Source organism: Enterobacter sp. SENG-6, assembly GCF_001605945.1.
GTDB lineage: Bacteria > Pseudomonadota > Gammaproteobacteria > Enterobacterales > Enterobacteriaceae > Enterobacter > Enterobacter cloacae.
Map to the genome: position 1 here is coordinate 41,221 of NZ_LOMM01000012.1, position 13,946 is coordinate 55,166.

General features: G+C 55.5%; 13 protein-coding genes. 6 read left to right on the top strand and 7 right to left on the bottom strand.

What is annotated here, in order from left to right; translation table 11 throughout:
• Positions 1 to 29 precede the first annotated feature (29 nt).
• Together AX755_RS08040 and AX755_RS08045 are read right to left on the bottom strand one after the other, a co-directional pair.
• A complete protein-coding gene (locus tag AX755_RS08040) occupies positions 30 to 719 on the bottom strand; it encodes an LrgB family protein (protein ID WP_048970909.1) in 690 nt (229 codons plus the stop codon).
• Entirely contained in the window at positions 712 to 1,122 is a 411-nt protein-coding gene (locus AX755_RS08045) for a CidA/LrgA family protein (RefSeq protein WP_020686648.1), read from the bottom strand. Before AX755_RS08045 ends, AX755_RS08040 begins: the two co-directional genes overlap by 8 nt.
• Before the next feature lie 102 nt (positions 1,123 to 1,224).
• Here AX755_RS08045 and AX755_RS08050 point away from each other — a divergent pair, with 102 nt between their 5' ends.
• The gene (locus AX755_RS08050; RefSeq protein WP_013095076.1) at positions 1,225 to 2,112 is read left to right on the top strand and encodes a LysR family transcriptional regulator; all 888 of its coding nucleotides are present in this window, start codon (positions 1,225 to 1,227) and stop codon (positions 2,110 to 2,112) included.
• Positions 2,113 to 2,189: 77 nt separating this feature from the next.
• Here AX755_RS08050 and AX755_RS08055 read toward each other — a convergent pair whose 3' ends face one another.
• The 4 genes from AX755_RS08055 to soxR form a co-directional block, all read right to left on the bottom strand.
• A complete protein-coding gene (locus AX755_RS08055) occupies positions 2,190 to 3,836 on the bottom strand; it encodes a Na+/H+ antiporter (protein WP_013095075.1) in 1,647 nt (548 codons plus the stop codon).
• A gap of 150 nt (positions 3,837 to 3,986) precedes the next feature.
• A complete protein-coding gene (gene ghxP / locus AX755_RS08060; protein ID WP_013095074.1) occupies positions 3,987 to 5,336 on the bottom strand; it encodes a guanine/hypoxanthine transporter GhxP in 1,350 nt (449 codons plus the stop codon).
• A 298-nt stretch (positions 5,337 to 5,634) separates the two neighbouring features.
• Positions 5,635 to 6,306: a glutathione S-transferase family protein gene (locus AX755_RS08065; protein ID WP_013095073.1), complete on the bottom strand. Its 672-nt coding sequence runs from the start codon at positions 6,304 to 6,306 to the stop codon at positions 5,635 to 5,637.
• A gap of 312 nt (positions 6,307 to 6,618) precedes the next feature.
• Positions 6,619 to 7,077 (bottom strand): redox-sensitive transcriptional activator SoxR, encoded by a 459-nt coding sequence (gene soxR / locus AX755_RS08070; protein ID WP_013095072.1) that lies wholly within the window; start codon positions 7,075 to 7,077, stop codon positions 6,619 to 6,621.
• A gap of 97 nt (positions 7,078 to 7,174) precedes the next feature.
• Between soxR and soxS the strand changes: the two genes are divergently transcribed.
• The gene (gene soxS / locus AX755_RS08075; protein WP_013095071.1) at positions 7,175 to 7,501 is read left to right on the top strand and encodes a superoxide response transcriptional regulator SoxS; all 327 of its coding nucleotides are present in this window, start codon (positions 7,175 to 7,177) and stop codon (positions 7,499 to 7,501) included.
• A gap of 6 nt (positions 7,502 to 7,507) precedes the next feature.
• On the opposite strand, the gene AX755_RS08080 is transcribed toward soxS, so the two are convergent.
• Positions 7,508 to 9,073: an EAL domain-containing protein gene (locus AX755_RS08080; protein ID WP_062856576.1), complete on the bottom strand. Its 1,566-nt coding sequence runs from the start codon at positions 9,071 to 9,073 to the stop codon at positions 7,508 to 7,510.
• A 557-nt stretch (positions 9,074 to 9,630) separates the two neighbouring features.
• On the opposite strand from AX755_RS08080, the gene AX755_RS08085 reads away from it, so the two are divergent.
• The 4 genes from AX755_RS08085 (at position 9,631) to fecA (ending at position 13,916) form a co-directional block, all read left to right on the top strand.
• Positions 9,631 to 9,912 carry a YjcB family protein gene (locus tag AX755_RS08085; RefSeq protein WP_008503385.1) on the top strand — a complete coding sequence of 94 codons (282 nt, stop codon included), beginning with the start codon at positions 9,631 to 9,633 and terminating at the stop codon, positions 9,910 to 9,912.
• A gap of 121 nt (positions 9,913 to 10,033) precedes the next feature.
• Positions 10,034 to 10,555, top strand: coding sequence for a ferric citrate uptake sigma factor FecI (fecI, locus tag AX755_RS08090; RefSeq protein ID WP_062856577.1), 522 nt, complete (start codon positions 10,034 to 10,036; stop codon positions 10,553 to 10,555).
• Positions 10,552 to 11,505 (top strand): ferric citrate uptake sigma factor regulator FecR, encoded by a 954-nt coding sequence (gene fecR / locus AX755_RS08095; RefSeq protein ID WP_062856578.1) that lies wholly within the window; start codon positions 10,552 to 10,554, stop codon positions 11,503 to 11,505. Before fecI ends, fecR begins: the two co-directional genes overlap by 4 nt.
• A gap of 86 nt (positions 11,506 to 11,591) precedes the next feature.
• Positions 11,592 to 13,916, top strand: coding sequence for a TonB-dependent Fe(3+) dicitrate receptor FecA (gene fecA / locus AX755_RS08100; RefSeq protein ID WP_062856579.1), 2,325 nt, complete (start codon positions 11,592 to 11,594; stop codon positions 13,914 to 13,916).
• Positions 13,917 to 13,946 lie beyond the last annotated feature (30 nt).

The following is a 13,946-nucleotide window of genomic DNA, read 5'->3' on the forward strand; positions in this document are numbered from 1 at the left end:
CTTGATCCCCGGCCTTCGGGCCGGGGAGTTCAGAACATCACCCACGCCACCAGCGGCGCAATCAGCACCATCAACACGCCGGAAAGCATCATCACCAGGCTTGCTACAACCCCCTCCTGCTGACCCAACTCATAAGAGCGTGCCGTTCCCGCGCCGTGTGACGCCGCGCCAAATCCCGCCCCTTTTGCCAACCCTTCACGGATAGAAAGCCGCAGAAATAGCATGTCGCCTACCGCCATACCGAAGACACCGGTGACAACCACGAACAGCGCCACCAGATCCGGCTGTCCGCCGAGCGGTTTAGCGGCTGCCAGCGCAAATGGCGTCGTTACCGAGCGCACGGCCAGGCTACGCTGAATTTCATCGGACAGCGTAAACAGCCGCGCCAGCCAGACGGAGCTACAGACCGCCACCACCGTGGCGGTAATCACCCCCGCGCTGAGCGACATCCAGTGACGTTTAATGATATTCAGGTTGTCGTACACCGGCACCGCAAAGGCGATGGTGGCCGGCCCCAGTAGCCACAGCAACCAGTGGGATTCACCAATGTAGTTTTGCCAGGAGATATGGCCAAAAACCAGCATCAGCACCAGCAGGATCGGCGTGAAGACCAGCGGCATCAGCGGCAGCGCGTGAAAGCGACGATACAGGCGTTTGTTGGCAAAGTAGATAACCAGCGTGGCAATCAGGCACAGCACGCTTATCTGGAAGTTAGTCATGTTTTTGCCTGCGGATCTCGAAGCGATAAACCTTGTCCACCACCCAGGCGGTGGCGCCCAGCACCATCAGCGTGCTCAGGGCGATGACCGCGAAGATCCGCCAGCCGTCCACCATCAGCAGTTGCGCATAGTTCACCACTGCCACCACGGCAGGAACAAAGAACAGCAACATCTCTGCCAGCAGCCAGCGCGCGCCGGCACGTACCCAACTAAGGGGGATAACGCGGCAGAGAATGAGCGTCAGCATCAACACCATCCCCACCAGGTTGGCAGGCAGCGGCAGATGCAGCCAGCCGACAAGATATTCCGCAAAAACAAACAGTCCCGCGTAGAGCAGTACCTGAACCGGTACCTGGAGTCGTTGCACAACGGCAGGCGTAACACGGCTTAACGCCACGGCCATGGGGGTTTTCCTCAAAAATGAGACGAGGCGCCAGTATAGTGAGCGCACGGTATGGACTGAAATGAATTAAAATCATCGAAGGTATAGTTTCGAGGAATAATCATGGACATAAGAACGCTGCGCTATTTTGTCGAAGTGGTTCGCCAGCAGAGTTTTACCCGCGCAGCGGAGAAGTTATTTGTTACCCAGCCCACCATCAGCAAAATGCTGAAAAACCTCGAAGATGAACTCAACTGTACCCTGCTGATCCGCGACGGACGCAAGCTATTGCTTACCGATACCGGGCGCGTGGTGTTTGAACGTGGCCTGGCGATCCTGGCCGAGTTTCGTCAGCTGGAAGCGGAGCTAGACGATATTAACCACCTGACCAAAGGGGTGCTGCGCCTTGGTATTCCGCCGATGGTCGGGATGATGATGGCCGGGCCGATTAGCCTGTTTCGCCAGCGTTACCCCGGCGTTGAACTCAAAATTTCGGAGTTTGGTGGATTAACCGTCCAGCAGGCCGTAACCAACGGCGAGCTGGACGTCGCCATGACAGCCCTCCCCGTTGAGGAAGAGAGCGGTCTGGCGACGCTTCCGCTCTTTAGCCATCCGCTGTGCGTGCTGGTTCCCCGCTCCGGCGACTGGCTGAAGCGAGATTCAGTGAAACCTGAACTGCTCGGCGAATACCCTCTGCTGATCTACAACGAAGATTTCGCCCTCAGCCGCCAGCTGATGACGCTGTTTAATCAACATAGCGTGAAGCCGCGCATTGCGGTGCGCAGCGGCCAGTGGGATTTCCTGGCAGCGATGGTGCAAGCAGGCGTGGGGATTGCCATTCTGCCGCAGCCGATTTGCGAGCGTCTGGATAAAAACACGCTGCGCTGGATCCCACTCGAAAGCGATTTGCACTGGCAGCTGGGGATGATCTGGCGAGAAGGGATATATTTGTCGCACAGCGCCCAGGCGTGGCTGCAATGTTGTGAGGGATTTTGGGTGCCCTCACCCTAACCCTCAGCCCACAGGGAGAGGGAACCGATCGAGCACGTAGGCCCGGTAAGCGCAGCGCCACCGGGCAAAAAACAGCGTTACTGATTCTCTATCAACAACGCTTCCAGCAGATCCAGATCGTGCAGCAGCTTTTGCAGCGTTTCATTACTGATTTGCCGCGTGGCACGCAAGTGGTACAGCTCGGCACGCTCGGAGCGCAGCGCCGCCAGACGGAACCGGCGCTCAAGGTTCTCCTCCTGCAGCGAGCTTTCCACATCGTTACGGCCGTCAGCCCGGCGACGCAGATTACCAATCACGCGTGAGCTCACTTCCGTCAGCAGCTGATTGTCGATGTTCTCTTCGGCATCGGCGGCCAGGCGCTCTTCCATTTTCTGAATAGCGACAATGGCTACTTCGGCAGTGGCGGCGCGGGCAATCCGCTCCTCTTTATGCTGCTGCGTGGCGTCCCCGGCGTCGATATGCTGCAGCAAAATCGGCAGCATAATCACCCCGACAAACAGTGAGAACAGGATCACGCCCGCCGCCAGGAAGACCAGTTCATAACGCGCCGGGAAGACATCGCCCGTCGGCAACAGCAACGGAATGGAGAGCACACCGGCCAGGGTAATCGCCCCGCGTACCCCCGCAAAGGAGGCAATCAGCAGCTCACGCGTGGTCCATGAACCAAACTCCATCGGCTTTTTCTTCAGGAAGCGCACGCTGAAGTTTTTCATCGTCCAGAGCCAGCCGAAGCGCACCAGCATCAGCGCCATGTAGATCAGCACGATGTCGGTAAAGAGCATCCAGACTTCAACGTTTGGATCGGCCTCCGCCGCCACCAGAGAGGATTCCATAATGCCCGGCAGCTGCAGACCCAACAGCAGGAAGACCATGCCGTTAAAGACAAATTCCAGCATTGCCCAGGTGCTGTTTGCACGCAGACGCATGGCCAGCGGCGCGCGGCGCATTACGCCGGAGCGGGTGATGGTCATCCCTGCCGCTACCGCTGCCAGAATGCCCGACACGCCAATGTGTTCGGCAATCAGATAGGAGGCAAACGGCAGCAGGAACAGCAGTACGATCTGCGTTGCGGGTTCATCACCGCCCCAGCGGCTGAGGAAGCGCAGCGAGCGGCCATACAGCCAGCTCACCACGAAGCCCGCCAGGATACCGCCAATAGCAACCTTGAAGAATTCCAGGGTCGCGCCACCAACGGTAAAGATCATCGTTCCCATTGCGACGGCCACGGCGAACTTCAGGGCAACCAGACCGGAGGCGTCGTTCATCAGCGCCTCTCCCTGTAAGATGCCCATGATTTTCTTCGGAATCCGCCCTTCACCCACAATGCCGGACAGCGCCACGGCATCGGTTGGCGACAGGACTGCGGCCAGCGCAAAAGCGGGTATTAACGGGATCCCCGGAACCACCCAGTAGATCAGGAAACCAATCCCGACCACGGTCACGACGACCAGCGCCAGTGCCAGACCGAAGATCTCGCGCCCATGTTCCAGAAACTCGCGCGTGGGTGTTTTCCAGCCATCGGCAAACAGCAGTGGCGGGATAAACAGCACGAGGAACAGTTCCGGGTCGAACTCAACGTGCAGGCCAAACGTCGGCCACGCCAGCAGCGCGCCGATGGCAATTTGCATTAATGGCAGGGGGACCTGAAAGGGCAGTACGCGTGTAACCACCCCGGATAATGAGACCACAAGGGTCATGATGAGTATTGTGAAAAAGATTTCCATGCGTTCCCTGTTTGCTGTGTTACTTATGTACTACGGAAGGCGTCGTGCCTTTTATTCTATCTTCCCCAGAGTAACGCAAAAGGCAACGGGATGAGTCCTGAAAATAAAAACGGGCGGCCTGAGCCACCCGTTTTCGCATCAAAGGACAATTTAGATTGCCCAGCCGCCCGCGTAGAACACCACCAGCGCAACGGCGATAACCACGGTGCCGATGTTCAGCTTGCGCCACTCACCGGAGACCAGGCGACCAATCACCAGCGACGCGAAGCCGATCATGATGCCGGTCACGATGTTACAGGTCAGCACGATAAATACCGCAGTGATCAGGCCTGACATCGCGTCCACAAAGTCCGCAAAGTCAATTTTCGCCACGTTGCTCAGCATCAGCAGGCCGACGTACATCAGTGCCGGAGCCGTAGCGTAGGCTGGCACCAGATAAGAGAGCGGAGAGAGGAACAGGATCAGCAGGAACAGCACACCAACGGTAATGGCGGTCAGGCCAGTTTTACCGCCTGCCGCGGTGCCCGCAGCGGACTCAATATAGACCGCAGCCGGAGAAGCCCCTACCAGACCCGAGAAGACGCTGCTCAGGGAGTCGGTGGTCAGCGCTTTGCCACCGTCGATAATCTGACCATCTTTATCCAGCAGGTTCGCCTGACCGGCCACCGCACGGATGGTACCGGTGGCATCAAACACCGCCGTCATCACCAGCGCCAGCACGCTTGGCAGGATCACCGGGTTCAGCGCGCCGACAATATCCAGGCTGCCAATCAGGGAGTTCCCGTTGTCATCGCTCAGCGACGGCATGGCAAAAATACCGGAGAAATGCACGGTCGGATCGAAAATCAGGCCAACAATGGACACACCGATAATGGTCAGCAGAATGCCGCCTGGGACTTTCAGTTTTTCCAGACCAATAATCACCGCCAGGCCAATCAGGGACATGATCACCGGGAAGCTGGCGAAGTGACCCAGCGCCACCGGCAGACCGTCCAGCGGGTTCTTAATGACCAGACCCACGCCGTTGGCGGCAATCAGCAGCAGAAACAGACCGATACCGATACCGGTGCCGTGCGCCACGCCGTGCGGCAGGTTGCGCAAAATCCAGCTACGAATACCGGTTGCCGAGATAATGGTGAACAGCACGCCCATCAGGAAGACGGCGCCCAGGGCAACCGGTACGCTGATGTGTTGGCCCAGCACCAGGCTAAACGCGGTGAAGGCGGTCAAGGAAATGGCACAGCCAATCGCCATCGGCAGATTCGCCCACAGCCCCATTACGATGGAGCCAACACCGGCGACAAGACAGGTTGCAACAAAGACCGCTGCCGGTGGGAAGCCTGCTTTACCGAGCATGCCCGGCACAACGATGACGGAGTACACCATTGCCAGAAACGTTGTCAGACCGGCAACGATTTCCTGGCGCACGGTGCTGCCGCGAGCAGAAATTTTAAAGATGGCGTCAAGTGAACCGCCAGTACGCGCGGATGGCGTAGACATAGAAAACATCCCCTGAGAGTTTTTATAGAAAGTCCGTAAGCGTGGTGGAGACTCCACTGCCAGCAAAACGTCAAATCCTTGTGCTGCGTTTGCGACGAAAAGGGGCGTCACAAAAAAAGCAAACGTTTAGCTCCGCGCTTACAAAACGGGTGGTCAAATTTAGGCAAACGATTATCCAGCCTAATCACCGCCCTTTTCAACTGAACTTTCTCGTTTTTCGCTAAATTTCCCTTATGACGATGAAGAAATAAGCAGAGGATGCGCAAACGTTATCGTTTATGCGCAATGGGGTTACAAATTACGCCTCGCCAGGGATCGTTAACGGCCCACCTTGTTCCAGGGTTCTCTGCCAGGCAGGACGATTTTCGACCTTTTTCTTCCAGGCATGGGTGTGCGGAAGATCCTCGACACCGCCGCGTGCCAGCAGAGCAAAAATCGGGAAACTCATCTGAATATCGGCCATGCTGAGAGTCTCTCCGGCAAACCAGCTATTTTCAGCCAGGTGAGATTCAATAAAACGCGCGTGGGTTTCGAGCTGGGGATTGAGATAGGCCTTTTGCACGCCCTGACCCAGCGCTTTCCCCAGCGTGCGTATTCCAAACGGCACGGGCGGTTTACCGAGGCTGCTAAATACCAGCTTCATTAACAGCAGCGGCATAAGAGAACCTTCTGCATAGTGTAGCCAGAAGCGGTATTGCACCTTGTGGGCAGGATCCAGCGGCTTAAGCTGCGATTCTGCGTCGTAGGTTTCCTGCAGATACTCCAGAATGGCACCGGATTCAGCAAGGATCAGCCCGTTGTCTTCAATGACCGGTGACTTGCCCAACGGATGCACGCGTTTAAGGGACTCGGGAGCCAGCATCGTTTTTTCGCGCTGGTAGTGAACAATCTCATAGGGCAGAGAAAGTTCTTCCAGAGCCCAGATCACGCGGTGTGAGCGCGACTGGTTAAGGTGATGTACCGTGAGCATAGAGGTCTCCTGTTATTCATACTTTTTAACTATAGAAAATTGAACAACACCGCGAAAAATATTCGCCAAAAAAGCGGCCCCGGTGACTGGCGAAAAAGCGGCCCTTACATAGAATTAAAGTGTCAGCACAAACCGGAACCTCCTCAACCAGCTCGACATGAGGGGTGCTGATGTCGGGGGAAACCCTCCCGTGAGCCAGCGGGATAGAGAGAAAGACAAAGACCGGAAAAAACTAAAGCGCCCTTATGTGGCGCTTTAGTTCTTTATTATGCTTTTTGCTGGATGGCGCAGCCGCCACCCGGCAAACAGATCTCAATCTTCTTCCAGCAGCCGCGCCCCCGTCCCCTGTTCGCCCAGTTTGTCACCGGGGTTGCGTAACGGGCAATCGCTGCGCGACAAACAACCGCAACCGATGCACCCGTCCAGTTCGTCACGCAGCGCCACCAGCGTATGAATACGCCGGTCCAGCTCCTCTCGCCACTGGGATGACAGCTCTTTCCACTCTTTCGGGCTCAGCGTGTGGCCTTCCGGTAACACGCCGAACGCCTCACCGATGGTGGCCAGGGGAATTCCGATTCGTTGCGCAATTTTAATAATCGCCACGTAGCGAAGCACGTCACGGGTGTAGCGCCGCTGGTTTCCGGCGTTACGGATGCTTTTGATTAACCCTTTACTTTCATAGAAGTGGAGCGCCGATACTGCCACACCGCTTCGCTTAGCCACTTCACCCGGGGTCAAAAGCGCTTTTATTCTCGGCAATCTCTTTTCCATAAAACCTCTTTACCTCAAGTTAACTTGAGGAATTATACTCCCCCACAGAGAAAACGACGAATCAACCAGGAAAGTTGTATCTACAGAGGGCAACCTTATGTCGCATCAGCAAATTATTCAGACACTTATTGAATGGATTGATGAACATATCGACCAACCGTTGAACATTGATGTGGTCGCGAAAAAGTCGGGCTATTCGAAATGGTATTTACAGAGAATGTTCCGGACCGTAATGCACCAGACGCTGGGTGAGTACATTCGTCAGCGCAGGTTACTGCTGGCGGCGCAGGCGTTACGCTCTACGCAGCGGCCTATTTTTGATATCGCGATGGATCTGGGGTATGTGTCGCAACAAACCTTTTCCCGTGTGTTTCGCCGCGAGTTTGACCGCACGCCAAGCGATTACCGTCACCAGTTGAATTAAGGTTTATCAGTGCAAAGGTTGCTGCTGCCAGGTCATAAACTCCTGGGGCGGCATCGCTTTCGCGAAGTGCCATCCCTGACAGAACTGTACACCGCGCTTCAACAACCAGCTTACCTGCTCGGCAGTTTCTACCCCTTCCGCAATGGTTTTGAGCCGCAGGCTTTGCGCCATCTCGATAATATGCTCGGCGATAAGATGGCTGGTGCTGTTGGTGGTTAGGGTGTCGATAAAGGATTTGTCGATTTTCAGAATATCGACATTCAGCGAGTAGAGATTGTGCAGGTTCGAGTAACCTGTACCAAAATCGTCGATTGCCACTTCATAACCCGCCTGACGAAAAGCCTGGATAACCGGCGTAGTTTTCGGCACATCAATAAAACCGCGCTCCGTCACTTCGATTTTGATCTGCTGCGCACGCACGGCATAGTGCCGCGCCTTGTCGGAAATCATAGCGATCAGCCGCGAAGAGTGAAAATCCGTCGCCGACAGGTTGATCGAAATATAGAGGTCAGGATGCGCGGCCAGGAAATGGCCCAGATCGCTGAAGACCTCTTCTACAACATAATCCGTGATGCGTTCACTCATCCCCTCTTTTTCCGCCAGCGGGATGAATTCCGCCGGGCTCATGACAGGCCCGTTAAAACCAGGCCAGCGCAACAACGCCTCTGCCCCCACGCACTGATTATTCTTGATATCGATGATTGGCTGATAATGGACACAAAGCTGACGTTTATTCAGCGCCCGATGCAGCAATCGTCCTGGGGAGTTCAGCTCACGGTGGGTGCGCGACCAGACCAGCAAAATAATGATGCCACAGATCATTCCCAGCGGCAGCGTTAACGTCGCCTGATGGTAGAGCGTTTCATAGAAGCGTTTATTCGACGTTGAAACGATGGCGGCAATCGGACGTTTATCCGATTTTACCACCGTATAAAAACGGTCATCTTTTTGAAATACCACGTCCTTATCCCGAATCATCGAGTTTAATAAAGAAACGTTGGCTTTCTGACTGACGGAAAAGAAGGCATTCGTTACCGTATCGTACACGCCCCATGAGAGAGAGTGATCGGTGGACATCACTTCACTGTACGAGAGCGGATTAACCACCACGACATAATTCCCGCGCTGCATATATGTCATTTTATAGCCAGTGAAAAATGGCGTATCACGGTAATAATAGATAGCGATATCGGGTTTACGGATGTAATTAGCGGGGGAGATCGCATAAGGACGATCCGGGGTAAAAATGGATGAACAACGAAAATTCTGGCCTTCGGCATAAATTAAATCAGCGATGAACAGACGGCCGCGAACCACGTTCAACATATATTGCCGATGTGACGGCGTACAAACTTTACCCTGATATTTTTCCGCTTCGGCCCGGGCCAGATCAACCTGTTCAATAACCAGTTCAGTTTTGTCTAAAGCCAGTTCAGCAAATGTGCGTAACTGCGCGCTTGTTTCCGACACCGCTCTTAGCTGGGCAAACCATAGCGCAAGCATCACCGGCAGCATAACTACCATGATGATCCCTACCACTCTGAGCATCTTGCGCCGCGCGCTACGATTCATTTCCCGCCCTATATCCCTGCATGTTGTACGCCTGTAGTAATGAAGGCCGGATGCTTTGATAAACAGGTGATTACGTTGCATGAATCATGCGAAGTTAGCAACTGACTTTTAGTATTAAAAATCTTAAATTTCGTTATGACGATAATATTTGTCCGTAAGCTAAACTAAAAGTATTCGTTCCGTTTCTATTAAGGGAAATATTTATCCAGCCTGAACGGGTGTAATTTGATCAATGTTTTATAAACGTTCTGCTATTACCACATTATTTCCAGGATCAGCAGAGAATAAGGCTTCATTTATAAAAAGGCATCGCTGGGAACGCCGTTGCCCTCCTCTACTCGGCCAAAGGAGGTTGCTCCCGGCACGTGGTGGGTTCGCATCCGCCGATGTCGAAGGCAACCCCATCCTGCCGCCTCTCTTTTTCAGCGTAATAAAATCCCCAATCTGCTCGCACAGGCACTGGCGAATAAATCAACAAATGTGATATAGTTCACACATATCATGTAACGATAAACACTGTTTCATTCAGTTCGTCTGTTTTGGAGAGGATGGGTTTTATGGCAACCATTACGACCAGCATGGTTCTCCTGCGCTGGCCTTTGTTGAGTGCGGTACTGATGTTTTTAGCCAGCACGCTGAACATTCAGTTTCGTAAATCTGACTACGCGGGTCTTGCGGTCATCAGTACGCTGTTAGGACTGGGCGCGGCTTGCTGGTTTGCAACGGGTCTGCTTGGTATCACCCTGCTGGATATTGCCGCCGTCTGGGAAAATATTAAAGTAGTGATGGTTGAGGCAATGAGCCATACGCCACCAGACTGGCCGATGGTGATTACCTGATTATCTTTTGATAACAAGATGTTGAAAGCCTCCTGCGGGAGGCTTTTTTATTTCCAATTGTAATGATAACCATTCTCATATTAATATAGCGGCGTGATGATTAACTTTTGATGCATTTCGCATGTCTGACCGCGCCGCCAATACAGCTTCTCTGACCCTTGAATCGCTTTACGGCGCGCATCACGGCTGGCTGAAAAACTGGCTTACCCGCAAACTGCAATCCACCTTTGATGCCGATGATATCGCGCAGGACACCTTCCTGCGGGTGATGGGCAGTGACGCCCTGGCCACAATTCGCGATCCGCGCGCCTTCCTGTGCACGGTTGCTAAACGGGTGATGGTCGATCTCTTCCGCCGAAACGCGCTGGAAAAAGCCTACCTGGAGATGCTGGCGCTTATGCCAGAGGCGCTGGCACCCTCACCGGAAGCGCGCGAAAGCCAACTGGAAACCCTACAGCTTATCGACGCCATGCTTGACGGACTCAGCGGCAAAACGCGCGAGGCTTTTTTGCTGTCACAGCTCGAGGGCCTTTCCTACAGCGAAATTGCCCAAAGGCAGTCCGTCTCCGTCAGCTCGGTAAAAAAATACGTGGCAAAGGCCGTTGAGCACTGCCTGCTGTTTCGCCTGGAGCACGGCCTGTGAGTCCTTCCGTAACCGACTCCCGCCGCAGGGCGCTGCGCTCGGCATCGCACTGGTATGCGGTATTAAGCGGCGAACGCGTTAGCCCGCAGCAGGAAGCACGCTGGCAGCAATGGTATGAAGAGGACCAGGATAATCAGTGGGCCTGGCAGCAGGTCGAAAACCTGCGCAGCCAGCTCGGCAGCGTGCCGGGTAAGGTTGCCAGCCGGGCGCTGCAGGACACCCATCTTACCCGTCGCCACGTCATGAAAGGTCTGCTGCTGTTGCTCGGCATCGGCGGCGGCTGGCAGCTCTGGCACTCTGAAGCCGGGGAAGGCCTGCGTGCCGACTACCGTACCGCCAGAGGCACGGTCAGCCATCAGCGGCTGAAGGATGGTTCCCTGCTCGCGCTCAACACGCAGAGCGCAGCGGATGTTCGTTTTGACAGGCATCAGCGTACCGTCCGGCTCTGGTACGGCGAAATTGCCGTCGCTACCGCTAAAGATGAGCACCAGCGGCCTTTCCGCGTTCTGACTCGCCAGGGCCAGCTCACCGCGTTAGGCACGCGGTTCTCCGTGCTGCATCTGGATAACACCACGCTGCTCACGGTCCAGCAGCATGCGGTTGAGGTTTCACTGGCACGCCATCCGCAGGAAAAACGCATCGTAAATGCTGGCGAAAGCCTGCGGTTCAGCGACTCTGAGTTTGGCGAGACGATGCCAGCGGAGGAGGAAAGCGCCAGCTGGACGCAGGGGGTCCTGAGTTTTAGCGATAAACCGCTGGGTGAGGTTATTGCCACGCTGAGCCGCTACCGCAGCGGCGTACTGCGCTGCGATCCAGCGGTGGCGCAATTACGGCTAAGCGGCACCTTCCCGCTGAAAGATACCGATGCGGTTCTGAACGTTATAGCACAGACGCTGCCGGTGAAAATTCAGTCAGTTACGCGCTATTGGATCACCCTTTCTCCAGCGTAAGAAAAATAATTCTCATTTCGATTGTCCTTTTTGCCCTTCTCGTTCGACTCATAACTGAATACAACAAAAATGATGATGGAGAAGGTATGACGCCTTTACGCGTTTTTCACTCAGCAACACCTTTGGTTAACGCCATTCGCCTGAGCCTGCTGCCGCTGGCCGGGCTTTCGCTATCCGCCTTCGCCGTACAGGTTGATATCGCACCGGGCACGCTCGATAAAGCGCTTAACCAGTATGCCGCACGCAGCGGAATTACCCTGTCGGTTGACGCCAGCCTGACGCGCGGCAAGCAAAGTAACGGTCTGCACGGCGACTACAGCGTCGAAAACGGCCTGCAGCAGTTGCTGAACGGCAGTGGCCTGCAGGTTAAACCGCTGGGTAACAACAGCTGGACGCTGGAGCCTGCTCCCGCCCCACAGGAAGATGCCCTGATCGTATCAGGAGACTGGCTGGGCGAAGCGCGTGAAAACGACGTATTCGAACACGCTGGCGCGCGCGATGCGATCCGCCGTGAGGATTTCGCCAAAACCGGCGCAACTACCACGCGCGAAGTGCTCAACCGCATTCCCGGCGTTAACGCCCCAGACAATAACGGAACCGGCAGCCACGATCTGGCGATGAACTTTGGTATTCGCGGCCTCAACCCGCGTCTGGCCAGCCGCTCGACCGTGCTGATGGACGGTATTCCTGTGCCGTTTGCCCCCTACGGCCAGCCGCAGCTCTCGCTTGCCCCCGTCTCGCTCGGCAACATGGATGCGATTGACGTGGTGCGCGGTGGCGGAGCCGTTCGCTACGGGCCGCAAAGCGTGGGCGGCGTGGTGAACTTTGTCACCCGCGCGATCCCACAAGATTTCGGCATCGAAGCGGGGGTAGAAGGCCAGCTTAGCCCCGCCTCTTCACAAAACAACCCGAAAGAGACTCACAACCTGATGGTGGGCGGCACGGCGGATAGCGGATTCGGCACTGCCCTGCTCTACTCCGGCACCCGCGGCAGCGACTGGCGCGAGCACAGCGCAACCCGCATCGACGACCTGATGCTAAAAAGCAAATATGCGCCGAACGACGTGCACACCTTTACCAGCCTGCTGCAATACTACGACGGCGAAGCAGATATGCCCGGCGGCCTGTCCCGCGCGGATTACAACGCCGACCGCTGGCAATCCACCCGTCCGTACGATCGTTTCTGGGGCCGTCGCAAGCTGGCAAGCCTGGGCTATCAGTACCAGCCTGACGGTCAGCATAAGTTTACCGTTCAGGGCTTTTATACCCAAACCCTGCGCAGTGGCTATCTGGAGCAGGGGAAACGTATCACGCTCTCCCCGCGAAACTACTGGGTACGCGGCATCGAGCCACGTTACAGCCAGAGCTTTATGATCGGCCAGACCGCGCACGAAGTGGGCGTAGGTTATCGCTACGTGAATGAATCCACCCACGAAATGCGCTACTACACCGCCACCCGTAGCGGTCAGTTGCCGTCCGGTTCAAGCCCTTACGACCGTGACACCCGCTCCGGTACCCAGGCGCACGCCTGGTATCTGGATGACAAAATTGACGTCGGCAACTGGACCATCACGCCGGGCATGCGTTTTGAACATATCGATTCATACCAGAACAACAGCATCAAAGGCACGCACCAGGAAGTGAGCTACAACGCCCCGCTTCCGGCATTAAACGTGCTCTATCACCTGACTGACAGCTGGAATCTTTATGCAAACACCGAAGGCTCGTTCGGCACCGTACAGTACAGCCAGATTGGCAAGGCTGTGCAAAGCGGCAATGTGGAACCGGAAAAAGCGCGAACCTGGGAGCTCGGCACCCGATACGACGATGGCGCGCTGACGGCGGAAATGGGGCTGTTCCTGATTAACTTTAATAATCAGTACGACTCTAACCAGACTAACGACACCGTCACCGCGCGCGGCAAAACGCGTCACACCGGGCTGGAAACGCAGGCTCGTTACGATCTCGGTACCCTGACCCCGACGCTGGATAACGTCTCTGTTTACGCAAGCTACGCCTACGTGAATGCTGAGATCCGCGAGAAAGGCGACACCTATGGCAATCAGGTGCCATTCTCCCCGAAACACAAAGGCACTCTGGGCGTGGACTACAGGCCGGGCAGCTGGACGTTCAACCTGAACAGCGATTTCCAGTCCAGCCAGTTTGCGGATAACGCCAACACCGTCAAAGAGAGCGCCGACGGCAGCACCGGACGCATTCCGGGCTTTATGCTCTGGGGCGCGCGCGTGGCGTACGACTTTGGCCCACGAATGGCCGATCTCAATCTGGCGTTCGGGGTGAAAAACATCTTCGACCAGCCGTACTTCACCCGTTCTTACGACGACAACAACAAAGGCATCTACGCTGGCCAGCCGCGCACGCTGTATATGCAGGGGTCGTTGAAGTTTTAACTCCCGCCAGCCCGACCTGCACGCAGGTTT